General features: G+C 60.8%; 26 protein-coding genes and 1 tRNA gene. 12 read left to right on the top strand and 15 right to left on the bottom strand.

From position 1 onward, the window contains the following. The first annotated feature begins 25 nt into the window (after positions 1-25). Positions 26-439 carry a DUF6691 family protein gene (locus Q0288_RS09185; RefSeq protein ID WP_299429673.1) on the top strand — a complete coding sequence of 138 codons (414 nt, stop codon included), beginning with the start codon at positions 26-28 and terminating at the stop codon, positions 437-439. Between the two features lie 23 nt (positions 440-462). Here Q0288_RS09185 and Q0288_RS09180 read toward each other — a convergent pair whose 3' ends face one another. The 3 genes from Q0288_RS09180 to Q0288_RS09170 all read right to left on the bottom strand — a co-directional run bounded on the left by Q0288_RS09180 (position 463) and on the right by Q0288_RS09170 (position 2017). Then, a complete protein-coding gene (locus Q0288_RS09180; protein ID WP_299429669.1) occupies positions 463-1125 on the bottom strand; it encodes a tRNA (adenine(22)-N(1))-methyltransferase TrmK in 663 nt (220 codons plus the stop codon). Positions 1126-1298: 173 nt separating this feature from the next. Continuing rightward, positions 1299-1508 (bottom strand): hypothetical protein, encoded by a 210-nt coding sequence (locus tag Q0288_RS09175; RefSeq protein ID WP_299429667.1) that lies wholly within the window; start codon positions 1506-1508, stop codon positions 1299-1301. Between the two features lie 284 nt (positions 1509-1792). Next, the gene (locus Q0288_RS09170; protein WP_299429665.1) at positions 1793-2017 is read right to left on the bottom strand and encodes a hypothetical protein; all 225 of its coding nucleotides are present in this window, start codon (positions 2015-2017) and stop codon (positions 1793-1795) included. Positions 2018-2085: 68 nt separating this feature from the next. On the opposite strand from Q0288_RS09170, the gene hrpB reads away from it, so the two are divergent. Next, positions 2086-4569: an ATP-dependent helicase HrpB gene (gene hrpB, locus Q0288_RS09165; RefSeq protein ID WP_299429664.1), complete on the top strand. Its 2484-nt coding sequence runs from the start codon at positions 2086-2088 to the stop codon at positions 4567-4569. Here the strand turns inward: hrpB and Q0288_RS09160 are convergent. After that, positions 4553-6007 (bottom strand): pyruvate kinase, encoded by a 1455-nt coding sequence (locus Q0288_RS09160; protein ID WP_299429661.1) that lies wholly within the window; start codon positions 6005-6007, stop codon positions 4553-4555. The two genes, hrpB and Q0288_RS09160, sit on opposite strands and share 17 nt — an antisense overlap. Before the next feature lie 873 nt (positions 6008-6880). On the opposite strand from Q0288_RS09160, the gene Q0288_RS09155 reads away from it, so the two are divergent. Beyond that, complete coding sequence (locus tag Q0288_RS09155) at positions 6881-7141, top strand: hypothetical protein (protein WP_299429659.1); 261 nt, start codon at positions 6881-6883, stop codon at positions 7139-7141. An 83-nt stretch (positions 7142-7224) separates the two neighbouring features. Here the strand turns inward: Q0288_RS09155 and Q0288_RS09150 are convergent, their stop codons facing one another. Together Q0288_RS09150 and Q0288_RS09145 are read right to left on the bottom strand one after the other, a co-directional pair. Further along, on the bottom strand, positions 7225-7431 hold the full coding sequence (locus Q0288_RS09150; protein ID WP_299429657.1) for a cold-shock protein: 207 nt from the start codon (positions 7429-7431) through the stop codon (positions 7225-7227). A gap of 455 nt (positions 7432-7886) precedes the next feature. Continuing rightward, positions 7887-7964 (bottom strand) — tRNA-Arg (locus tag Q0288_RS09145). A gap of 140 nt (positions 7965-8104) precedes the next feature. On the opposite strand from Q0288_RS09145, the gene gatB reads away from it, so the two are divergent. Genes gatB through Q0288_RS09130 form a run of 3 tightly spaced genes read left to right on the top strand, consistent with a single transcriptional unit; the run spans position 8105 to position 11185 of the window. Beyond that, a complete protein-coding gene (gene gatB / locus Q0288_RS09140) occupies positions 8105-9529 on the top strand; it encodes an Asp-tRNA(Asn)/Glu-tRNA(Gln) amidotransferase subunit GatB (RefSeq protein WP_299429655.1) in 1425 nt (474 codons plus the stop codon). Beyond that, positions 9526-10533 carry a phosphoribosylformylglycinamidine cyclo-ligase gene (purM, locus tag Q0288_RS09135; protein WP_299429653.1) on the top strand — a complete coding sequence of 336 codons (1008 nt, stop codon included), beginning with the start codon at positions 9526-9528 and terminating at the stop codon, positions 10531-10533. The genes gatB and purM overlap by 4 nt, the downstream gene beginning before the upstream one ends. Positions 10534-10552: 19 nt before the next feature. After that, the gene (locus Q0288_RS09130; protein WP_299429651.1) at positions 10553-11185 is read left to right on the top strand and encodes a histidine phosphatase family protein; all 633 of its coding nucleotides are present in this window, start codon (positions 10553-10555) and stop codon (positions 11183-11185) included. A gap of 89 nt (positions 11186-11274) precedes the next feature. Here the strand turns inward: Q0288_RS09130 and Q0288_RS09125 are convergent, their stop codons facing one another. Then, complete coding sequence (locus tag Q0288_RS09125; RefSeq protein WP_299429649.1) at positions 11275-11508, bottom strand: galactosyldiacylglycerol synthase; 234 nt, start codon at positions 11506-11508, stop codon at positions 11275-11277. Between Q0288_RS09125 and Q0288_RS09120 the strand changes: the two genes are divergently transcribed. The 4 genes from Q0288_RS09120 (at position 11507) to Q0288_RS09105 (ending at position 14626) form a co-directional block, all read left to right on the top strand. Further along, positions 11507-11857, top strand: coding sequence for a PLP-dependent transferase (locus Q0288_RS09120; protein ID WP_299429647.1), 351 nt, complete (start codon positions 11507-11509; stop codon positions 11855-11857). The genes Q0288_RS09125 and Q0288_RS09120 overlap by 2 nt on opposite strands. 83 nt (positions 11858-11940) lie before the next feature. Next, positions 11941-13035, top strand: a complete 1095-nt coding sequence (locus Q0288_RS09115) for an agmatine deiminase family protein (RefSeq protein WP_299429645.1) — start codon at positions 11941-11943, stop codon at positions 13033-13035. A gap of 263 nt (positions 13036-13298) precedes the next feature. Continuing rightward, positions 13299-14174, top strand: coding sequence for an N-carbamoylputrescine amidase (gene aguB, locus Q0288_RS09110; RefSeq protein WP_299429642.1), 876 nt, complete (start codon positions 13299-13301; stop codon positions 14172-14174). Positions 14175-14284: 110 nt separating this feature from the next. Further along, positions 14285-14626 (top strand): DUF4870 domain-containing protein, encoded by a 342-nt coding sequence (locus Q0288_RS09105; protein WP_299429640.1) that lies wholly within the window; start codon positions 14285-14287, stop codon positions 14624-14626. 68 nt (positions 14627-14694) lie between these two features. Here Q0288_RS09105 and Q0288_RS09100 read toward each other — a convergent pair whose 3' ends face one another. Next, positions 14695-14979 carry a hypothetical protein gene (locus Q0288_RS09100; protein WP_299429638.1) on the bottom strand — a complete coding sequence of 95 codons (285 nt, stop codon included), beginning with the start codon at positions 14977-14979 and terminating at the stop codon, positions 14695-14697. Positions 14980-15017: 38 nt separating this feature from the next. Then, a complete protein-coding gene (locus Q0288_RS09095; RefSeq protein ID WP_299429636.1) occupies positions 15018-15194 on the bottom strand; it encodes a hypothetical protein in 177 nt (58 codons plus the stop codon). Between the two features lie 33 nt (positions 15195-15227). Between Q0288_RS09095 and Q0288_RS09090 the strand changes: the two genes are divergently transcribed. After that, positions 15228-15998 carry a glucose 1-dehydrogenase gene (locus Q0288_RS09090; protein WP_299429671.1) on the top strand — a complete coding sequence of 257 codons (771 nt, stop codon included), beginning with the start codon at positions 15228-15230 and terminating at the stop codon, positions 15996-15998. Between the two features lie 218 nt (positions 15999-16216). Here Q0288_RS09090 and Q0288_RS09085 read toward each other — a convergent pair whose 3' ends face one another. From Q0288_RS09085 to Q0288_RS09065, 5 genes are all read right to left on the bottom strand, one after another. After that, a complete protein-coding gene (locus tag Q0288_RS09085; RefSeq protein WP_299429634.1) occupies positions 16217-16495 on the bottom strand; it encodes a DUF4160 domain-containing protein in 279 nt (92 codons plus the stop codon). Positions 16496-16662: 167 nt separating this feature from the next. Further along, a complete protein-coding gene (locus tag Q0288_RS09080; protein WP_299429632.1) occupies positions 16663-17154 on the bottom strand; it encodes an 8-oxo-dGTP diphosphatase in 492 nt (163 codons plus the stop codon). Positions 17155-17163: 9 nt separating this feature from the next. After that, the gene (locus tag Q0288_RS09075; RefSeq protein WP_299429630.1) at positions 17164-17568 is read right to left on the bottom strand and encodes a hypothetical protein; all 405 of its coding nucleotides are present in this window, start codon (positions 17566-17568) and stop codon (positions 17164-17166) included. A 72-nt stretch (positions 17569-17640) separates the two neighbouring features. Continuing rightward, positions 17641-18381, bottom strand: a complete 741-nt coding sequence (locus tag Q0288_RS09070) for a C4-type zinc ribbon domain-containing protein (RefSeq protein ID WP_299429628.1) — start codon at positions 18379-18381, stop codon at positions 17641-17643. Positions 18382-18641: 260 nt separating this feature from the next. Next, entirely contained in the window at positions 18642-19256 is a 615-nt protein-coding gene (locus tag Q0288_RS09065; protein ID WP_299429626.1) for an MBL fold metallo-hydrolase, read from the bottom strand. 86 nt (positions 19257-19342) lie between these two features. Here Q0288_RS09065 and Q0288_RS09060 point away from each other — a divergent pair, with 86 nt between their 5' ends. Then, positions 19343-20350 carry a hypothetical protein gene (locus Q0288_RS09060; protein WP_299429624.1) on the top strand — a complete coding sequence of 336 codons (1008 nt, stop codon included), beginning with the start codon at positions 19343-19345 and terminating at the stop codon, positions 20348-20350. On the opposite strand, the gene Q0288_RS09055 is transcribed toward Q0288_RS09060, so the two are convergent. Next, complete coding sequence (locus Q0288_RS09055) at positions 20351-21034, bottom strand: sulfurtransferase (protein ID WP_299429622.1); 684 nt, start codon at positions 21032-21034, stop codon at positions 20351-20353. Positions 21035-21496: the final 462 nt, after the last annotated feature.

The raw sequence follows: 21496 nt of genomic DNA, 5'->3' as shown, positions 1-21496 counted from the left end.
CCGCGCCAACCGCACCCTTCGGGGGATGGAGTATCTCCCTTATCTGCTGGCTGGCGTGTTTTTCGGCTTTGTGGCCCTCCGCTCCGAGATTGCTTCCTGGTATCGAATCTACGAGATGTTCCGTTTCGAATCGTTTCACATGTATGGGGTAATTGGCAGTGCAGTACTGACCGCAGCGCTCTCGCTCTGGCTGCTGGGGCGGCTGGGCATCCAGTCCAGCGACGGGGAACCCCTCCGTGTGCGCCCACCCGATCCCGGACGCTACCGCTACCTTCTGGGAGGGGCGGTGTTTGGCCTGGGCTGGGGACTGGTAGGAGCCTGCCCTGGCCCCATCTACGCCCTGCTGGGCAGTGGCTTTGTGGGCGCGCTGGTGATTTTGTTGGGGGCGCTGCTGGGCACCTACGTATACGGGATGGTACAGCGTAAGCTGCCGCATTGAACCTTTCGGGCCCACACCCTTCTTCAACCCTCCAGGAGCGCCAGGGCCTGTTCCAAGTAGTCCAGCTCGAGCCGTACCCGCGCTACCGGCTTCAGTCGCCTCAGGCGTTGCCGCTGCTGGTAGAGCTCGGCTTTCAGCAAGGGGTGTTTTTGTCTGAGCAAAATCGGCCCGAAGCGGAGGGCAGTCTCCATGGGCAAACCGCGATAGGCTGAACCCTCCCCTATCCCAAAGCTCAGGACAGTGTAGCGCCAGAAGCCTTCTACCATCTGCTCGTTCAAAAGACCCAGGCCCGCGTCCAGCGCCCAGCGCCGCAGGGGTTCGGCAGAATCGTTGGGCTGAACCACAATCCGGGGCGGAATTCTGGCGGGGTGGGCGGTGAGGATTCGGACCATGAGCTTAGCCCCCATCCCGGTCAGGCTCAACGAGTCGGCTTCCCCTGCCTTCAACGCAGCCAGGCCATCACCCCGTCTTACCTCGGCGTTTAGACCTTGCAGGGCCCGCCTCGAGTTTTCCAGGGGCCCCTGGTTTTTCTCCACCACCACCACCCGTCGCACCCGCCCCGTTTCCAACAGATACCTGGGCAAGCGGGCATGGTCGGAGCCGATATCGGCGTGGGTCTCGGCCTGGATTTCTTGAGCCGTCGCCAGCAGGCGGGGCTCGAGGGGCTTAGCAACGAATCCAGCCATCGGCCTCCCGCAGGTCAGCAGGGTCGGGCTGCCCGCCAGCGCGGCGGCAATGGCCCTTCTTCGGGTCTAAGCCCATCGCCTCCCACGACAGTTGTCATACTGCCATGGTAACAACACCGCACCCGCACCCCCCCGTTTGGTCATGGTTCCAACCAGGGCACCTGTTTTTCCGTTCAAACTTCAACCCGGTCTGGTTCGGGATTAGCCTCACGCAAGACCCGCATCAGGGCCCTGGCCTGCTCGAGGCGATCCAGAAAGTAGCTCGAGCCGGTCTCGCTCAGGGCTTCGTACTCTCCACTTTCGTAGTCCATTCGCACTGCCACCACCCGCCGTGCCTGGACAAAGCTCTGTGCCCAGGGTATGTAATCTTCAATCCTGCTCATACCCTAAAACATAGCGGGGGTTCAAGGGCAAGGATGTCGAAATCCAGCAAAAAAATACCGTAACGCGTTTCTAACGCCGGTTGTGAACCGATAAACGGGGTCTGTACAAGACCTCGCCGTATGGTGAAGAAAGCGTCTCGAGCGAGTGTTTGTGGGAGGCCGCAGTTACTTTTGGAAAGACGGTAGCAATTCGGTTTGATCAATTCGAGGTTCGTCCGAGACCCAGGCCAGGGGAGGGACTGCACCCAGGAGTGCACTTTTGCACTCTAAGTTCTGTATTTTCCCTACCGCACAGCCAACAGCACTGGGTTTTGACCAGCCCAGATCTGTATCAGCATCTCGCTCAGTCCAATCAGGCTACCCCCCACCACCAGCGTCAGGATGAACCAGACGCCCAGCACCTCGCTCAGCGCAGGGGCTTCGGTGCGCCAAAAACTGGGACGGCCCACCAGCCGTGTAGCAATCAACGCTGCGATCAACGCAAAAAGGAACCACAAAACGCCCAACACCCTGGATTCAGCGTAGCAGCCCCCCACCCCTGGGCTTGTGAGAAAATACCAGAGCGGAAGACGGAACCATGTCCCAGGAAGCCCTGCCCATCTACCAGGTGCTAGTCGAGTTGCGAAAGGCGCTCGGCCAGCACCAGACGGTGATTCTGCAGGCTCCACCCGGCGCGGGCAAAAGCACCGTCTTGCCGCTGGAGCTGCTGGCAGAACCCTGGCTCAGGGGGCAAAAAATCTGGATGCTCGAGCCCCGCCGCCTGGCGGCCCGCAATGTGGCGGCCCGTATGGCGGCTTTGCTGGGCGAGGAAGTGGGGCAGACCGTGGGCTACCGGGTGCGCTTCGAAAGCCGGGTGGGGCCAGAAACGCAAATTGAGGTGCTGACCGAGGGCATCCTGACCCGCCGCCTGCAAAAAGACCCCAGCCTGGAAGGGGTGGGGCTGGTCGTCTTCGACGAGTTCCACGAGCGCAGCCTGCAAGCCGATCTGGCGCTGGTGCTGTGCCGCGAGGTGCAGCAAGCCCTGCGCGACGATCTACGGCTTTTGCTGATGTCGGCCACGCTGGACGGCGAGAACCTGAGCCGGTTGTTGGGGGCTCCCGTCCTCAGGGCCGAGGGGCGGCAGTACCCGGTGGAGATCCATCACCTGCCCCGCGACCCGGCAGGCCCGCTTTCGGGTGCTGTGGCCGGTGCGGTCTCGAGGGCTTTGAGCGAGCAGAGCGGTGACATCCTGGTCTTCCTGCCGGGCGTGGGTGAGATTAGGCGCGTCCAGCGGCTGCTGGCCGAGCGCCACCCCGAGGTCAAGCTTACCCCGCTCTACGGCGACCTGCCGCTCTCGGCCCAACAGGAGGCCATCCTGCCCGACCCCACCCGGCGCAAGGTGGTGCTCTCAACCTCCATCGCCGAGACCAGCCTGACCATCGAGGGCATCCGGGGGGTGGTGGACTCGGGCTACTCGAGGGCTCCCTCCTTCGATGCGAAGACTGGCCTCACCCGCCTAAAGACCGTCCGGGTCACCCGCGATGCCGCCGAACAACGCACTGGACGGGCCGGGCGCCTGGGGCCGGGGGTCTGCTACCGGCTGTGGAGCCGTGCCACCCACCCGCAGCTCCAGGCTCAGCGCAGACCAGAGATTCTGGAGGCCGACCTGGCTCCGCTGGTGCTCGAGCTGGCCCAGTGGGGAGTACAAGACCCCTACGCACTGGACTGGGTCACACCGCCCCCTGGGGGGGCCATCCGGCAGGCTTTAGAGCTGCTGGAAGCCCTGGGTGCGCTGGAAGACTCCGCTCTGACCGCGCGGGGAAAGCAGTTGGCAGACTGGCCCACCCACCCCCGGCTGGCCCACCTGTTGCTGGAAGGCCAGGCCCTGGGGCAGGGCGCACTTGCCGCAGACGTGGCGGCCCTGCTGGAGGAGCGCGACCCCTTGCCAAAAGAGGCCGGGGCCGACCTTGGCCTGCGCCTGGGGGCCCTGCGAACCTGGCGCACAAACGGGCAGACCCTGCACGGGGCCGAGACCGGCGTGCTGTCCAGGGTCGAGCGGCTGAGTGCGCAGTGGCGCAAACGACTGGGCGTGAGCGCCGACAACCGCCCTCCCGACCCGGGCGGGGTGGGCCTGCTAACTGCCCTGGCCTACCCCGACCGCCTGGCCCGCCTGCGCGACGGTGAGCGCCTGCGCTACCGCCTATCCGGTGGGCCTGGGGTGCGGCTGGGGGAGGATGATCCCCTGGCGGGCTCACCCTGGCTGGCGGTAGCCCATCTGGACGCAGGCGACAACGAAGGGCGAATCTTTCTGGCCTCGGTGGTTGGGGTTGAAGACCTGCAGCCCTTCGCCCGGCAGCTAAAGACCGTCGCCTGGGACGCCCGGAACGGGGTATTGCTGGCCCAGCGCGAAATGCGTATCGGAGAGATAGTTCTGTCCAGCCAACCCTTACGAGTGATTGACCCCCAGCAGCGCAGCAAAATTCTCTGCCAGGTAGTGCGCTCGGAGGGCCTGGGGCTGCTTCCCTGGACTGAAGAACTGCGCCAGTGGCAGGCCCGGGTGTTAAGTTTGCGAAGCTGGCGGCCCGATGAAAACTGGCCCGATCTCTCCGACGCGCAGCTGCTAAAGACCCTGGAAGACTGGCTGGCCCCCTGGCTCGAGCCGGTCTGGCGCCGGGAGGATTTTGCCCGGCTCGAGCTGGCCAGCATCCTGGGAGGGCTGCTGCCCTGGCCGCTTCCGGCCCGGCTGGACGCACTGGCCCCCACCCGGATCACTGTGCCCAGCGGCTCGCACATCAAGCTGACCTACCCATCCGACGGCGGCCCGCCGGTGCTGGCAGTGAAGTTACAGGAGCTGTTTGGCCTGGCCGATACCCCTACCGTCAACGAAGGCCGCACCCCGGTCTTGCTGCACCTGCTCTCGCCCGCTAGACGGCCCATCCAGGTCACACAAGACTTGCGTAGCTTCTGGAACAACACCTATCCCGCAGTTCGCAAGGAGCTGCGGGGACGTTACAGCAAACACCCCTGGCCCGAGAACCCCTGGAAGGCCGAACCGACTCGAGGACCTAAGACCAGGTCTTGAGGGGGCGCATCTTGGGGGTTTTTTTGTACTGGTGGTCTTGCATCCGTCGCAGCACTTCCGCCAGCACCTCGATGCCTTGTTCGAGGTAGGGCCCCTTGTTCAGCATTACACACTCGGCCCTGGCCGCCAGCACCGCATCCGATACCTCGGCCCTGGAAGGAGTTCCCTTCCTGATCAGCCGATCCAGCACCTGCGTAGCCCAGATCACCGGCACCGAGGCTGCCTCGGCCAGCCAGAGGATCTCCTCCTGCATCTCGGCAAGGCGTTGATGGCCCAGCTCAATCGCCAGATCGCCCCGTGCAATCATAATGGCAGCAGGCCAGCGGCCCGCAGCCCGCACCATCAGTTCGGGCAGATTGCTCACGGCCTGGGCGGTCTCGATTTTGAGCACGATACCTCGAGTGCGCAAGGGCTGGCGGGCCTCCAGCTCCTCCAGCAAGCGCTCCACATCACTGGCTCGCTGTACGAAGGAGTAGCCGACCAGATCTGCGTTCTTTGCCACAAAATCGAGGTTTTCCAGGTCTTTGGAACTCAGGGCTTCAATCTCAAGAGGAGTATCGGGCAGGTTCAACCCCTTCTCCGGTTGCAGTTTGAAGCCCTTGGGCGGGGTATTCACCACCTCTAATACGGCAACGTCTTTTTTGACCTGTTCGACGCGGGCCTCGAGCCTGCCTTCGTCCACAAAAACCCGGTGGCCAACCCGCAGACTCTCCAGCGCCTGGGGAAGCCCAATCGAGGCCTGAAAAGGGTAACGCTCCCCAGGGACGGGCTGGGTGGTAAGCACCAGCGGATCTCCGACAAAAAGCCTGCGGCTCGCCCATACCGTCACGGTACGCAGGCGGGGGCCACTCAAGTCCATCAGAACAGGGATGGGTTGCCTGTGGGCAGCGTGTTGCACCTGGGCAATCATCTCACGCCAGACCTCGGGGTTGCCGTGCGCACAGTTGATCCGGGCCGCATCCATCCCGGCCTCCACCAGCCCTGAAGCCAGCCTTGGATCGGTAGCCACTGCTTCGGGCAGCGTGACCAGGATGCGGGTTCCCTCGCCGGGGCCAAACAATTCGTCGGCTGCTTCGTCGAGCTGGGCTTCATGTGTGCTGAAGGTTTGCCTGGAGGGATAGGGCAGATCGCTGTGACCCAGGATGCGGCCAAGCGAAGCCAGGACTGCGTCTAAATTCTGCCGCACTCGAGACTCTGCCCGGCCCAGCGACGACAACCCCAGCGCCGACAGGTCGTGCTGAAGGGGTCGCAGATCGTGCTCGCGCAATGCCAGATAATCGGCCAGGTTGCGGGCCGAACGCGCAAACATGGGCCGTTTGAGGTAGGGCAGCCAGTGCTGGTACTGCTCCGCGCCCTTTTGCTCGACCACAGACCGCAGCTCAGACAAGCGACGGTAGAGCTGCTCGTCGAGGCGGGTAGGTTCACCAAGCTCCTGCATATTGCTCCAATCACCGAGTCCCACGTCATTCCTCTAAAACAATCCTCTGCTGGCTGGGGATGCTTTGGCAGAAACGGCCCATCCACTTACTGGCCACCCCCCACCCTAAGGTTTGTACCGCTGTTTCATGGCAGTGTCAGGGGTGATCTGGACTCAACTTTTCCACCACCCAGCCAGATGTCCCAGTACCGTGTTTGAGGGTTCCACCGCCCGTGTATGTTTCGGGCTACCTGAGGTTTATTAAACCCTGGATCGAGCTCTTCGGGGCGTCGAATTGTGAAAGGCAATAACTTAAAGGTTGGTCGGGCGGTCTATTGTGAAATTGCGAAGTTGGGAAGCGCGCGATCGGGTTAAAATGGCGGCTCCCCTGGTCGGTTTGGCCTATGAGGTCGGGCAAAGGTTGTCCCAGGCTCGTGACAGGGTTTATACGAGGAAGAACCAGGGCTCAAGGTTTGGCAAACGCGCTTTGGCGCTTGGAATGGAGGATGTATGCCTGGCCTAAAGGATAAGGTGGCAATCGTGAGGGGCGCGGGGCAGCGTGACCAGGATGCGGGTTCCCTCGCCGGGGCCAAACAATTCGTCGGCAGGCCGTATGAGGAAGCGCTCTAACCAGGTGCACCATTCTCATTGGATGCCCTGCAAAGATTGTGCAAGTGGAAAAGCCCGGACGTGCCAAACCAACACCTGGCCTTTGCCGTGGACAGCGGTAATCCTGAACCCAACGCGCTGACCTACAGCGCAAAGTCCCCAGCCCCAAAGAGGTCAGACATGAAGAAGCGTAAGTCCGTCGCTACATCCGCTAGCCCTGAAAAGGGTTCCGTTGCACCTCCACAAGAGGCCAGGTTCAGTCAAGCCGAGATCGACAATCGCGCCATGAGCCTCTACACCGAGCGTTATAAAGTACAGCCCAGGGAAATGTGCTCCCTTAACCGGGAGGCATCACGCTTCTACACCGAGTGTCTGAAGCAGGCCAGTATGGAGATGGGGCCAGCCATCGAGTTTGGCGCAGGTGGGATCGCTATACCTGCTGTGGTCACTCCAGAAGTGCGGGCTGTGATTGATCGTTTAGCCCTCCTGAAAGCCAGCCCGATGGAGCAGTTTCGCCAGGGCTTTCGGAGAACCGGTCGTTTTTGAGGTAGCTTAGCTTTTTCTAAATCTCCCAGCGATTACATGAAAAGACGCCCCCTAACTTCAGGGGGCGTCTTGCATCCACAGAACTAGACCACTCTGAGATTTTTGGCCTGGGGGCCTTTGCCGTTCTTGCCGGGTTCGGTTTCGAACTCTACCTGATCTCCCTCATTCAAGCTCTTGAAACCCTGGCTTTGAATGGCGGTGAAATGCACGAACACATCGGGGCCACTCTCTTGCGACACAAAGCCAAAACCTTTTTCCGCGTTGAACCACTTAACGATACCTTTGCTCATTTGAACTCCTAATGTTCATCCGAAACCTTTTTGGCTTTTGGGGAACACTGAATAGTAGCATGGCAATCTTGGCTAGTCAAATCCAGGTCTAGATTTGGGGGTTCATTCCAAATCCTCGGTAATAGTCACACGACTTTCCAGGGCACTACCAGGGGTTGGACACCTTTGCAGTGGGCGGCAGGGTTTAACCGAAACTCGGCAGAAGTGTTGGTCTTGCTAGAGCTTGGGGTTGACCACCGCTCGAGAATTCTTTTGGGTGAAACGGCTTGGGACTTGGTACTCCAAACCCACACCCAAAAGACACCCCGGCCTACGGGGGGCTCAACGAGCTAAGGTTTTAACTCACATTAAAGCCCACCCAGGCAGGGTGGGCTGGATGCTTTAAGGCTGTCAAGCAGCCTCGGTGCAGGCCAGGGGTGGAGGGCTTGGGCAACCCTGGTTTTTGCGTCCTGGACTGGTGCGCCCGGCAGGACTCGAACCTGCGACCTAAGGTTTAGGAAACCTTCGCTCTATCCAAACTGAGCTACGGGCGCCAAGGGCTTGCTTGGCGCAAGCAGAAGAGATTTTAGCACTTACCCACCCAGTCTTCTATAGCCTTTCGCGGCTACACTGCGACCCAGGTGACTCCTGCCAGGCAGTCCCGGGCCTTATCGCGCCCTATAATGTACTGGGTATGCCCGATTTCGAAGCCGTGGTGGGGCTGGAAGTCCACCTGCACCTCAAAACCAGCAGCAAAATGTTCTGTGGGTGCGATGCCAGCTATTTTGGCGAGGCCCCCAATACCCATACCTGCCCGGTCTGTTTGGGGCTGCCAGGGGTACTGCCCTCGGTCAACGCCCAAGCAGTGGATTACGGCATCCTGTTCGGGCTGGCCCTGAACTGCCAGATTGCCCCCTGGACGCAGTTTCACCGCAAGAGCTACTACTACCCCGATATGCCCAAAAACTACCAGATCTCCCAGTACGACCTGCCGATTGCCGGGCACGGCTACCTCGAGGTCGAGGGGCAGAAAGTACGCATCAAACGGGTGCACCTCGAGGAGGACGCAGCCAAGTCCACCCACCCGGACTCGGCCAACTATTCACTGATTGACCTCAACCGGGCCGGCTCGCCCCTGATCGAGATGGTCACCGAGCCGGATATCCATAACCCGGAACAGGCCAGGGTTTTTCTCTCGCACATCCGCGCAATTGCCCAGACCCTGGGGGTTTCCGATGCCAACCCCGAGGAGGGCAAGATGCGGGCCGATGTGAATGTCTCCCTCCGCCGTCCGGGGGGGGAGCTGGGCACCAAGGTCGAGATCAAAAACCTCAACTCCTTTCGCAGCGTGGTGCGGGCCCTCGAGTTCGAGATCAGGCGGCAGCAGGAGATCCTGCGCAGTGGCCGCAGGGTTGAACAGGCCACGCTTGGCTGGGACGAGGCCGCCGGTAGAACCTATGTGATGCGCTTGAAGGAAGGCGAGGCCGACTACCGCTACTTCCCCGATCCCGACCTGCCCCCCATCGTGGTGGACCAGACCTGGCTGAACCGGCTTCGGGCTGCCCTGCCCGAGCTACCCGCGCAAAAATACACCCGCTATGTGGAAACTGGCCTGCGCCCCTACGATGCCGAAATTCTGGCCTACAACACCCCGCAGGCCCGCTTCTTCGACCGGGCCCTGATAGCCTACCAGGGCAGCCCCCAGACCATTGCCAACCTGCTCAATGGCGAGGTGGCGGGTTACCTTAACGAGCGGCGGTTGGAGGTGCATCAGACTGCCCTCGAGCCAGAAAACCTGGCCCGCCTGGCCGGGCTGTTCGAGCGACGCGAGATTACCAATCGAGTCCTCAGCCTGCTCCTGCCCGAGGTGATGGAAGGGGCCGACCCCCTGAGGCTGGTGGAGGAGCAGGGCCTGCGCTCCGTCTCGGACGAAGGCTCGCTGCGGCCCATTGTGGAGCGGGTGGTGGCCGCCAATCCCAGCGTGGTCGAGCAGGTCAAGGGTGGCAACCTCAAAGCAGCCAATGCCCTGCTGGGGCCCATCATGAAAGAGACCCGGGGCACCGCTAAGGCCGATGTGGTGAAAAAGATGCTGAGCGAGATGCTGGGGGTTGAACTTTGAAATACCAGGACGCAGGCGTAGACCTAGATCGCAAAGCCGGAGCCCTGAAGGCCGCTGCCAGCAAAATCAAGGAAACCTACACCCCCGAGGTGTTGCGCGGCATCGGGGCTTTTGGCGGCATGATTGACATTTCCAAACTTAAGAGCATGGCGCAGCCAGTACTGGTCGCCTCCACCGACGGGGTGGGCACCAAGACCCTGCTGGCGGCCCAGACCGGGCGCTACACTGGACTGGGCTTCGACATCGTGAACCACTCGGTCAACGACCTCCTGGTGCAGGGGGCCCGGCCCTTGTTTTTTCTGGACTACATCGCCAGTGCGCGATTGGAAGCAGCGGTGTTGGCCGCCGTGCTGGAGTCGCTGGCCGAAGCCTGCAAAGCGGTGGGAATTCCCCTGCTGGGCGGTGAGACCGCCGAGATGCCGGGGGTTTATCAAGAAGGCGGGCTGGATCTGGTGGGCACCATGGTAGGGGTGGTGGACAGGGCCAGGATTGTGGACGGCTCCAGGGTACAGCCTGGCGATGTGCTGCTGGCCTTGCCCTCTTCGGGACTGCATACCAACGGCTACAGCCTGGCCCGCAAGGTGTTTGCGGGGTGGAATCTCGAGGAACCCAGGGCCGACCTGGGCGGACAGTCGCTGGCCGATGCCTTGCTGGAACCCCACCGCCCTTACCTGGATCCGGTTTCTATACTCCAGGCTGAAGGTGTCGAAATTCGCGCCATGGCCCACATTACCGGGGGTGGCGTGTACGAAAACCTGCCCAGGGTGTTACCCCAGGGGTTGGGGGCAGAAATTCGGCATGGGAGTTTTCCAGTTCCCCCGATTTTCGAGCTAATTCGGCGGGTGGGAAAGGTAGACCGGCAGGAGATGTACCGGGTCTTCAACATGGGGCTTGGTTACATTTTGGTCTTGAGTTCAGAGATGGCCTCGAGGGCCTGCTCGCTTCTTCCCAAGAGTTACCCGGTAGGGTATATCATGGAAGGGTCAGGGGTGGAGGTAGTCTAGCCCTAGCCCCAAGTTTCCTATGAAAGAATTATGGCTGGTGCGCCACGGCGAGACTCCCTGGAATGCCGAGGGAAGATTCCAGGGTCATTACGACATCAACCTCTCCCCCGCAGGACTGCACCAGGCCTACCGCATCGCGGAGCGGCTTGCTGCCAGTCGCCACCCGTTTGATGGGCTATACAGCTCCGATCTACAACGCGCTACACTTACCGCCCGGCCCATCGCCCAAGCGCTGCATCTGACCCCCATTTACGACCCCCGCATCCGTGAGATCTATGCGGGCGAGTTGCAGGGGCTCCTGCGCAGCGAGATGGAATTGCGCTACCCGGAGTTTCACCAGGCCGTGCAGCTAGACCCCTGGAATGCCCGGCGCCCCGGTGGTGAGAGCATGGCCGATCTGGCCGCAAGGGTGCAAAGTTTTCTGGACGAATTACCCGATGGACGCCACGTGGTAGTTACGCACGGCGGCGTGATTAGATCCGCTCTAAAAATTATCCTCAAGCTGGAAAACGGCACCTGGCGTAAGTTCCAGATTCAAAACACCTCCATAACCCGCCTTCTACACCCCGAAGGTATGGCCCTGTCGGTGGGGGATGTGGGACACCTCGAGGCCTGGGCCGAAGGGCTGGCCGACGAGGCTACGCTGTCCTGAGCAGCAAGCGATACCTGTTAGGCTAAAGTTCTTGTCTGGGGCCCAGGGTCACGGGGACAACCCCCTCGAGCGCCTGGGCCCTGGGCTTCCTACTTCGACCAGCGAATGCTCATTTCTACTCTTCCCACCATAGCTTTACTGAGCACATCAATCAGGGCGGGGTCGGCTCCTTGTTCACGCCAGGTCTCGAGCAGGTCTGCATTTAGATAGTAATCCTGGTCGTCGGGGTGCTCTTCTTCCATTTGCGAGATCAGGAAATCCAGTTGCGAACTGCTAATCTCACCGATGTGGTCACCGCTATCCGCGTCAAAGAGTAGGGCCATGTGTCCAGTCTACGTTACCCGGTTCCCCGCGTGCTACCGAGCAGTCCAGGGGGATGCCCCGCTACTCCGACTTCGCATCATGGCTTCCCCACCATCCATCGGCTTTGGAACCATCCTCTCGTTCGATCTGCTAGGAGGGGCCGGGTTTGCCGATGGAGTCTGCCAAAACGTCCAGCTCATCCACCACGCCACCAGCCTCGGAGCAGTGGAATCTACCATAGAACGCAGGGCCGCAATCCCCGGACAACAGCATCTCCCACCCTCACTCCTGCGGCTCAGCGTGGGCATCGAGGACGCCGACGACCTCTGGGCCGATCTCGAGTCTGCAATTCGCGCTGCCGCACTCTGATTATCCTGGACTCGCTGGATTGCAGGAACGGTTAGACGACAAAAAATCCCCCCTTTCCCCCAACCTGCTATACTCTTCTTTTTGTGGAGAAGACCCTCACCCCCCGCGCCCTGGGCTTTGCCATGCCCGCCGAATGGGCACCACACGCCGCTACCTGGACGGCCTGGCCCTACGACAACGAAAAATGGCTGGGCTATCTGGAGCCTGTGCGGCAGGAATTCGCTGCTTTTGTGAATGCGCTGGCGAAGTTTGAACCGGTTCAACTGGTTGTGAACGACCCGGAATCCGAGCGCGACGCCAGAGCCCGGCTCTCCGGTAATGTTAGCTTTCACCGCATTCCCCACGACGACCTGTGGCTGCGCGACTCGGGAGCGATCTTCGTCACCAAACAGCCTGCCCTGCACGCGGGGGAGGGGGCGCGAAGCGCCGAAGGGGTCGTGGCTCCCACCAATTGGGAGTTCAACGGTTGGGGGGGGAAGTACGACGCCGAGCAAGACAACCAGGTGCCCCTGCACATGGCCCGGATTCTTGGGGCCGAGCTGTTCGAGGCGGATATTGTGATGGAAGGGGGTTCCCTCGAGGTCAACGGGCAGGGTGTGGGCATCACCACCCGCCAGTGTCTGCTCTCGCCAGGGCGGAACCCCTACCTCGACGAAGAAGAGATTGAAGACTATCTCGACCGGTATCTCGGTATTGATAACCTGATCTGGCTGGGGGAGGGGCTCGAGGGCGACCATACCGACGGTCATGTGGACACCCTCACCCGCTTCGCTTCCGAACGCACCATCGTCACCTCGGTCTGTGAAGACCCCGACGACCCCAACCACCGTCCCCTGCAGGAGAACCTGGAAATTCTGCGGAGTCTGGGGGCCTTCCGCGTGGTTGCCCTGCCTCTGCCGCAAAAGCCGCTCTGGCTCGACCCCGAGACCCGTCTCCCGCTTACCTACGCCAATTTTTACATCGCCAACGGGGCGGTTCTGGTTCCGGTCTATGGCGACCCCGGCGACGAAAAGGCCCTGGAAATTTTGCGTCCCCTGTTCCCCGGACGCAAAGTAATTGGCCTCAGCAGCCGGGCCCTGATTACCGGCGGGGGCAGCTTCCACTGCGTGACCCAGCAGCAGCCGGCGGGCGAGATCTGGCGGGGCCAGCATCCAGCACCGACAAAGAAAAGTGAATAGCTACGTCAGGTACGACAACTCTTAGGGACGTATCGGTACTTTCACACCAGGTCAGGGGTATCCATCATGAGCATGAAACTGGGCTGGGTTGTGGGGCGTGGGAAAATTGCGCCTGAGAAGAACCCGTTTGAGGCTTCGGTTCACGATTCTGTACACTCAGGGTGGCGCAACTTGAGAGGCCGGATTTTAGGCCACCAGCCCGTTTCTCAATTTTTTTGCGATCAGCTAGCGGCCACTGGCGATCAGCGCTCATAGGAGGAACCGTGCCCAAACTTGGCGTTATCCAGATGTCCATGACCACCGACCGCGATCACAACGTGGCCAGGGCTACCCAGTGGGTGCAGAAGGCCGCCGCCCAGGGCGCGCAGATTGTCCTGCTGCCGGAGCTTTTCGAGAACCTCTACTGGTGCCAGGCCCAGCGGGATAAATACTTTGCCCTGGCCAGTCCGGTCGAAAACCACCCCTTCCTTCCGCACTTTCAGCAACTGGCCAGAGACCTGGGCGTGGTGCTGCCCATCTCGTTCTTCGAAAAGGCTGGTCAGGCTCACTACAACAGCCTGGCCCTGATTGACCACACTGGCGAAATCCTGGGCATCTACCGCAAATCGCACATTCCCGATGGCCCCGGCTACCAGGAGAAGTACTACTTCAACCCCGGCGACACCGGCTTCAAAGCCTTCCATACCCGGTTTGGCAGTATCGGCGCGGGCATCTGCTGGGATCAGTGGTATCCCGAGTGCGCTCGCAGCATGGCCCTGTTGGGAGCGGAGATTCTGCTATATCCCACTGCCATCGGCTCCGAGCCCTCCGAGACGGGCGGGATTGACACCAAGGAGATGTGGCAGCGGGCCATGATTGGGCACGCCGTCTCGAATGTCTGCTACCTGGCCGCTGCCAACCGGGTGGGAACGGAAGCGGTGGAGGGCCTCGAGCAGACCTTCTACGGCTCTTCGTTTATTGCGGATCCCATGGGCAACAAGCTGCTCGAGGCCGATCGCAGCCAGGAAACCGTCCTGGTAGCCGAGCTCGACCTGGAAGAAGCCCGAACCCTCCGTGCCAGCTTTGGCTTCTTCCGCGACCGCAGGCCCGACCTCTACGGCCCCCTCCTGACCCTGGACGGCAAGACCCGCAGACCCTGAGCTCGAGCAATTTTCGCAAGCCGGGTGCTGTGACTGCCGGTAGGGTCACGTGGCCGCAGAAATACCATACTCGGCAGATGGCCCGGGGGTTTTTGTTCTACTATTAGAGCATGGAACCCAGCCGCGACGACCGCAACATCGCCATTGTGGCCCACCTGGCCCCGATTTTTGGCTATCTAATTGCCATCGGGCAGATTCTGATTCCGCTGTTGATCTACATCTTTGGCCCCGACCGGCTGTTTGTGAAGGAACAGGCCAAGGAAGCCCTCAACGCCCAGATCAGCTATACCCTTTACTGGCTGCTGGCGATTCCGCTGGCGTTTATCCTGATCGGAATTCCCCTGGTGATAATTCTGGCAATTCTGGTGATCTGGACCATGATTGCTGCTGCCATTGCGGTATCGGAAGGCAAATCTTATCGCTACCCCTTCATTTTCCGCCTGATTCGCTAGTGGTTCGACCTGCGGGCTGAGAACTGAGACACTTCCAACGGGTGCAACCCATCTCTAAATGAACCTGCCTAATCCCTACCTTTGCTGCCTGCCTTGGCCCGGCCTTCGGGGGTTAGGGCGAAGCTACGGCTCATGGTTTTGATAAACTCCACTCGCCGAAAACGAAGCGCCGACCAGTCCTCATCTATGGCTACCTGGCGCACGGGTTCCAGGCCTAGCTCCCCCAGCGCTGCCCAGCCGGTGTCGCGGTTGAATTCACACCTGAACTTTTTGGAGGTGCCCTTGGGGTAGGCAAACCAGACCAGGGCGTCGCCTTCGAGCCTCCCGGCTATGGCCTTTGCAGCCTCGTCCACTAGGCGAGTCGCTTACGCGATTCCGGCAAAGCCGTAACCTACTCGGCCTGTCTGGTTGCAAAGATCAGGGCGAATTGAACTTTTTGGACTGCTTTCAGGTCATGGAGAATTTTGACGTGTAGCTGTTCCAACTCAACATCAAAGCTCTTTGGTGCGTTCAGGATGACCAGCTCGGCCTGGTCTTTGAGGTTGAGCTTCTTGAATAGTGGAGTCACAGTTGTATCATATCCGACTTGATTGGATACACTTTGAGCATGTTCCAGGGCAAGGTGGTGTTGGTAACCGGAGCGGCCAGGGGGATGGGGCGGGCCATAGCCGAGGCATTTGCCAAAGAGCAGGCTATGCTGGTGCTGTGTGATGTGCGCCCCGAAGGGCTCGAGGTCGCCAAACGGCTCGGAGCCGTGTTTGTCTATGCCGATATAGCCCAGGCCACCCACCGCGAACGTTTTGTCGAGCAGGCCATCAAGCAATGGGGCAACATTCATGTGCTGGTCAACAATGCGGCCATCGCCGCCCCCGGCTCGGCGCTCAAGGTGGGGCTGGCCGACTGGCAGCAGACCCTCGAGGTAAACCTGACCGCGCCCATGCACCTTTCCGCCCTGGCCGCCAGGGAGATGGTGCGGTCTGGCGGGGGTGCGGTTGTAAACGTAGCCAGCGTACAGGGGCTTTTCGCCGAACAGAACAACGCCGCCTACACTGCGTCCAAGGGGGGACTGGTGAACCTGACCCGTTCCCTGGCGCTGGATCTGGCTCCCATGAACATCCGGGTCAACGCGGTAGCTCCAGGTGCAATCGCTACCGAGGGGGTGCTTCAGGCCATCCAGATGTCGGAGCACCCCGAACTCACCCGCCAGGACTGGGAAGACCTGCATGCCCTGCGCCGCCTGGGGAAGCCCGAGGAAGTAGCCCAGGCTGTGGTGTTTCTGGCTTCGGAAAGAGCCAGCTTCATCACCGGAGCCATTCTGCCGGTGGATGGCGGTATGACCGCCAGCTTCATGATGGCAGGAAGGCCTGTCTAAGTGTGCCCACCATAGAAATTCCCGTTTTTGGGGGTTGCTTTGGCGCAGCTCAGCGCACGGCAAATTCCTAAAGAGGAGACCCTTGGAGTGGTCCCGCCAGAGCTTGCTCCGGATATCCGCTACCGCGGCCTTTGCCACAGCGGGTAGAGTACGGCGCATGGCGTGCTGCGCGGTAAAACAAAAAGACCGCCATAGAGCGGCCTGGGGGTTTGCTGGAGTTACTCCTGGTGCAGCAGCAGATCTCCGGTGGGCTTTTCGCCTTCGTTGCCCCGGACACTGGCCCAGTGTTTGAGGAGCTGGTCGCGGGCATCCAGGATGGCTTGCTGGATGCGGCCCAGTTCGGTGCGGGAAAAGCCGTTGTTGGACTGGAGCGCCAGCGGTTGCAGCGAGAACTTGGCAAAATGTCCCTCGTGCTTCACGCAGATATAGGGCTGCTCGAGGTTATACCCCGAGTTTACATAGAAGCGGTACTGTCCCGAACGATGGAGTGTAATCATAAGAACCCTGGCTTTCCAAAAATGTGATGAATAACCGTAAAACAACGCCGCGACGTAACGTCAAGATAACACAACCTCCAGGAATTGGGATGAGATGGCTTTAATCAGCTTTTTGCCCGAGCAACCGTGCCCCGGACGGTGAGCCCTTCGGTTCTACGGCCCCGGTATCAGCGGGTGAACGACCACGAGACCGGCTGACCGTTTTTATAGGGCATCACCCCGTGGAAAGGGCGTGGGTCAGCGTCGAAAACCAGCGGCAAAAAGTGCCGGTCGCCCGGCCACAGGGGAAGTTCCTGACGCACAATTTTCTGGATGGGAACCCACTCCAGGCTCCCTTCGTGGTTGGTCTGGAGGGGTGTGCCCGACCACCGGGAGATTACAAAAATAAAGCCAAACCAGTCTTCCCCGTTCTGGCCAAACCCTGGCCAGGAGAGGGTTCCGCGCAGCCTGAGCTGTTGGGTCTCGAGGCCGGCTTCTTCCAGGATTTCCCGGCGCATACCGGCAGCCACATCCTCGGTTGGCTCGAGTTTGCCCCCCAGCCCGTTGTACTTACCAAAAGCCGGGTCGTCGGGACGGGCGTTGCGGTGAATCAGCAAGGCCTCTTTGCCATCGGGCGAAAGCACATAGCCCAGGGTGGCGAGAATGGGGGTATAGGGCACCGCTCTACGTTACTGGTTGGGGGAAGGTGGCTGCAACTGGAGGGTTCGCTCCACCCAGCCCAGTGCTTCGGCCCGGCTCCTGGCCCGGTAGACAATCTCTCGGCTGCGCAGATCGTAGACCTGGAAACTGGCAGTGACCCGGTAGGGGGTATCGGGAATCTCGGGCAGCATCACGGAGTACTGGTCTGCCTCCTGCACCTGTCGGCGGGCAGTCCAAACGATGACCAGCATGACCAGCGCGAGTAGCCCGGCCAGCAGCCAGTAGGTCAGGGACTTTTGGGCTGGGGTGCAGATACAGACCGCCAGGCCCGGGGTTGAACTGAGAAGGGTGGCCACGAACCAGGCCCCGTGTCGCAGAAGGGGGGGGTTCGTGTACCCCATCCATCTCTCGGTGAGGCCGCCCTTTCTGCTCACATACCCTCCTACGGCGGCGTGTCTACCCTGTACTGCAAGAAAAGCAGTGTGGAGTATTCGTGGAAAGCACTCCTACTCACCCTTCCAGAGAATGCGCCCGCAGGAGGGGCAGCGCACCACCTTGTTGGCCTGGTGAATTTGTTGGGCCACGTGCATGGGAAGCTGGACATTGCAGGCCGTACAACGATAGCCATTGCTGGTTTTGGCCATTTTAGCCAGGCCGGTGCCTTTGCGGGCCTTGCGGATGGACTCGTACTCCTTGACTACTGGAGCAGGAATTATGGCAGCCAGCTGGTCGCGGGCAGCTTTTTTGGACTGGTGGGTAGCCTCGAGGTCATCCACCCGCTGCTGGTTGGCAGCTTCCAGATGGTCTAGCCGGGTTCTGGCCTCCTCCAGGCTGGCCTTGAGACCCTCGATCTGCTTTTCCAGGGCATCCATCTGCTCCATCAGGGGCATGATCTCGCCCACGATCTTTTTCTTATCGTTGCCCTCGATCTCCTCGATGCGATCCTCCAATTGTCGCATCTGCTCGCCGTACTGGGTCTGCTCCTTGGTGCTCTGGGCCTGGGACTGGGCCTGTTTGGCCTTTGCGTATTTGCCTTTGAGGTCTTGCAGCTCGAGGTCGGCTTTGTGGTAGGCCATGCGCACCTCGCGCAACTGGTCTTGCAAGCCGCCGAGCTGATTTTCCAGTGCCTTGGTGTGCACACGAGCCTGCCCCAGTTCCTCGGGAATGCGGGATTGATCTTCGCGGATGTGGTCAAGCTCGAGGTCACGTTCCTGCAAGCGGTTCAACTCGGCCAGCGGGTCACTCACATCTACAGTCTAACACTCAAAATCGAGCCTGGAGTCAGGGGTCTTGGGCATCAGGCGCCTAACAACCGACCAATTTCCCTCTCCCCTGGCAGGAGAGAGTGGAATCCCACACACCGTTTTGCATGTTCTGGATACCGACCGCGGCCATGCGCTGGTTTTTGGCGTGGGATGCCGGGTGATGCGCCAATTTCGCCGCACGGCGGGGGGTGGGAGAAAGCCCTAAAATCGCGGGGTTAAAGCCTGGATCGTACGGACGCAAGTTAGCCCGCGAGGTAGGGATTGCTGGCGATTTCCTCGGCCATGGTAGTGAGGGGGCCGTGGCCAGGATATACCACCGTCTGGGGGGGCAACCGGGTGAGTTTCTGTAGCGAGGCGAACAGGGCCTGGGGGTCGCTGCCCGGCAGGTCGTAGCGGCCAATTCCACCCCGAAACAACACATCCCCACTCACCAGATGCCCTGGTTTGTAGAAACCTACGTGCCCCGGCGCATGGCCGGGCAGAAACAGCACCTCCAGGCCCAGGCCAAAATCCAGGGTCTGCCCCTCGGCCAGTAGCCAGACGGGTTCTGGGGGCTGGGGGATAGACAGGCCCCAGCGGGCCGCGTTCTGGGCTGCGTTCTGGTAGAGGGTCAGGTCGCCCGGATGCAGATAAACCGGCAGGTTCAGAACCTCCACCAGGGGGGCCACCGCCCCCACATGATCGAAATGGGCATGGGTCAACAAAATAGCCTCGGGTTTCAGGCCCGCCCGGCGGGTCTCGGCCAGGATGCGCTCGGGCTCGTCGCCAGGGTCTACAATGGCACCCCGTCCGTCCTCGCCCACCAACAGGTAGGTGTTTTCCTGCAAAGGGCCCACACTCAGACCGTATACCTTCATGCCCCATAGCCTACAAGCAAAGCCCCTTCACCCCCCAGCGCCCTCTTGACCCTGCCTGGCTGACCCTAGCCGCTACCATGGAGAGGATGGAGACCGTCGAACGTAAGATCAAGCAACCGCCTTTGATTTTTGACGAAACCCAGGCCATCCTGGGTCAACTGGAAGACCTCACCGGCTTCCGCTTCCTGGCTTACTGGACGTCAAATCGGGGCGGAGTCTGCCAGAACGATGTGCTGGCGCTGTACGAGATTTTCAGGCGGCTCGAGAGCGGTGATACGGTGGGCCTGTTCGTCAAGTCGCAGGGTGGGGACGTGGAGGCCACCCTGCGCATGGTCAACCTGATTCGCGGCTACTACCGGCACCTGGTGGCCTTCGTACCGCTGGAATGCGCCTCGGCAGCCACCATGATAGCCCTGGGCGCCGATGAGATTCGTATGGGGCCGCTGGCCTACCTGACCGCCATTGACTCGTCGCTGACCCACCAGCTCTCGCCCATAGACGAGCGGGAAAACCGCCGGGTGAGCGTGAGCCAGGACGAACTCTCCCGCATCGTCAAGCTGTGGAACACCAATGCCCAGTCCCACCACGACAACCCCTTCACCGATGTGTTCAAGTACATCCACCCCCTGGTGGTGGGGGCCATTGACCGCTCGAGTAGCCTTTCCATCAAGATTTGCCAGGAGATCCTCTCCTACCACATCAGCGATGCTGCCGAAGCCGAGCGCATCAGCACCCACCTCAACTCCAACTACCCCTCACACGGCTATCCCATCACCATCCGCGAGGCCGAGCGGGTGGGATTGAAGGTTGCCCCGCTGGATCGCAACATCAACGACCTGCTGCTGGAGTTAAACGCCCTCTACTCCGAGATGGCCCAGCAGGCCATCACCGATTTCGACGAGTACAACTACCACGACAACGAGGTGCTCAACATCCACGAAGCCTCGGGCATCCAGATCTATTTCCAGAACGACAAAGACTGGAACTACATCCGCGAGGAACGCCGCTGGCAGAATCTAAACGACGAAAGCTCCTGGCGCAAGGTCGAGCGCATAAACGGCGACACCGTGCGTTCAAGGCTGCACATCCGATAGTTACCGCACCACCGGCAGGTCGCCCTCGGCCTCCCACTCGAGCATGCTGCCCAGATAGTTCCTGGCTTGAACACCCTGCTGCCGCAGTAACCAGAACGCGCTGGAGCTGCGGGCTCCACTGCGGCAGTACACCCCAACCGCCTGTCCTGCTGGCAGGCCCAGGGCTTCGGCGTTGCCCAGCCCAAAAGCACCCAGGGGGATGTTTTTCGCACCGGGAATTCGGGCTGCCGCAAACTCGTGGGGTTCGCGCACATCCAGCAACAACCCCTCCGAAATCTGCTTGATTTCGTCGGCGGTCAGCAGCAGGTCGCGGTTGAGCCTGGCCCAGGGTTTGCCAGCAGCAGGCTGGGCGGGAGTCTGGCTGGTGGCCAGAGCCTCCCAGCCCTGCGGCCATAAATACACCTCCAGACCGCCCAGTGCAAGCATGAAAGCAGTTTTGGCCAGGCGGGTATTGAGGCCCAGATCATAGACCACTACCGGTCGGTTGGGGCCAGCCCCGATGCGCCCGTGGAGGTCGGCCAGGGCCAGCTCGAGCTGCCGGAGCTCCTCCTCGCTGCGCAGACGCCCCCGAAACCCCGAGAAATCCACATTGAGCGCGCCCTCCAGGTGCCCCTGGGCATATTCGGCGGGCGAGCGGCTGTCTATCAGCAGGGCACCGGGAGGTGGGTCGGCGGTGAGGATCATATCCCTGATTGTACTGGGATTGGAATTCTTCCATCGCCGTTGGGCTACTGCAGGCCCGCCTTCTGCACCGTGGAACCCCCCGCCTCCCCCAAACCGATGGTTTTCTGGGCCTGGCGGCTCTAATCCAAGGCGCATGAATTGACCACCGTTTCACAATTCGGTCCGGGGGCGCAATCGTGTCATGCTCGAGAAAACCAACCCCCTCACCATGAGAAACACCGGGAGGCTCCCAAAGTTATCCACAGGAAACCATAGGTTATCCACAGAGTTATCCACAGGCCAAGCCGGCAGCCTGTTGAGAAATATATGAGCCAGATCTCAAAAGGGCTATAAGCCTTAAATGAGTACAAACTTCACTTGCTTCTCCGACCAGACCATAGCATGATGACCCAAAGGATACCTATGCAGCCAACGGATGCTTTGCCCAGCGTCAATCTAAAAGGTTCTCTGCGCTATGTGGCC

It is taken from the genome of uncultured Meiothermus sp., assembly GCF_937863175.1.
Lineage (GTDB): Bacteria > Deinococcota > Deinococci > Deinococcales > Thermaceae > Meiothermus.
The sequence above is the reverse complement of the archived record's forward strand: the minus strand, read 5'-3'. Positions and strand labels throughout refer to the sequence as shown.

Coding starts and splice junctions, on each gene's coding strand:
- Q0288_RS09185 (WP_299429673.1), top strand. CDS start 26: ATGGAGTATCTCCCTTATCTGCTGGCTGGCGTGTTTTTCGGCTTTGTG.
- Q0288_RS09180 (WP_299429669.1), bottom strand. CDS start 1,125: ATGGCTGGATTCGTTGCTAAGCCCCTCGAGCCCCGCCTGCTGGCGACG.
- Q0288_RS09175 (WP_299429667.1), bottom strand. CDS start 1,508: ATGAGCAGGATTGAAGATTACATACCCTGGGCACAGAGCTTTGTCCAG.
- hrpB (WP_299429664.1), top strand. CDS start 2,086: ATGTCCCAGGAAGCCCTGCCCATCTACCAGGTGCTAGTCGAGTTGCGA.
- Q0288_RS09160 (WP_299429661.1), bottom strand. CDS start 6,007: ATGCAGGAGCTTGGTGAACCTACCCGCCTCGACGAGCAGCTCTACCGT.
- Q0288_RS09155 (WP_299429659.1), top strand. CDS start 6,881: ATGAGCCTCTACACCGAGCGTTATAAAGTACAGCCCAGGGAAATGTGC.
- Q0288_RS09150 (WP_299429657.1), bottom strand. CDS start 7,431: ATGAGCAAAGGTATCGTTAAGTGGTTCAACGCGGAAAAAGGTTTTGGC.
- gatB (WP_299429655.1), top strand. CDS start 8,105: ATGCCCGATTTCGAAGCCGTGGTGGGGCTGGAAGTCCACCTGCACCTC.
- Q0288_RS09130 (WP_299429651.1), top strand. CDS start 10,553: ATGAAAGAATTATGGCTGGTGCGCCACGGCGAGACTCCCTGGAATGCC.
- Q0288_RS09120 (WP_299429647.1), top strand. CDS start 11,507: ATGTGTCCAGTCTACGTTACCCGGTTCCCCGCGTGCTACCGAGCAGTC.
- Q0288_RS09125 (WP_299429649.1), bottom strand. CDS start 11,508: ATGGCCCTACTCTTTGACGCGGATAGCGGTGACCACATCGGTGAGATT.
- Q0288_RS09105 (WP_299429640.1), top strand. CDS start 14,285: ATGGAACCCAGCCGCGACGACCGCAACATCGCCATTGTGGCCCACCTG.
- Q0288_RS09085 (WP_299429634.1), bottom strand. CDS start 16,495: ATGATTACACTCCATCGTTCGGGACAGTACCGCTTCTATGTAAACTCG.
- Q0288_RS09065 (WP_299429626.1), bottom strand. CDS start 19,256: ATGAAGGTATACGGTCTGAGTGTGGGCCCTTTGCAGGAAAACACCTAC.
- Q0288_RS09060 (WP_299429624.1), top strand. CDS start 19,343: ATGGAGACCGTCGAACGTAAGATCAAGCAACCGCCTTTGATTTTTGAC.
- Q0288_RS09055 (WP_299429622.1), bottom strand. CDS start 21,034: ATGATCCTCACCGCCGACCCACCTCCCGGTGCCCTGCTGATAGACAGC.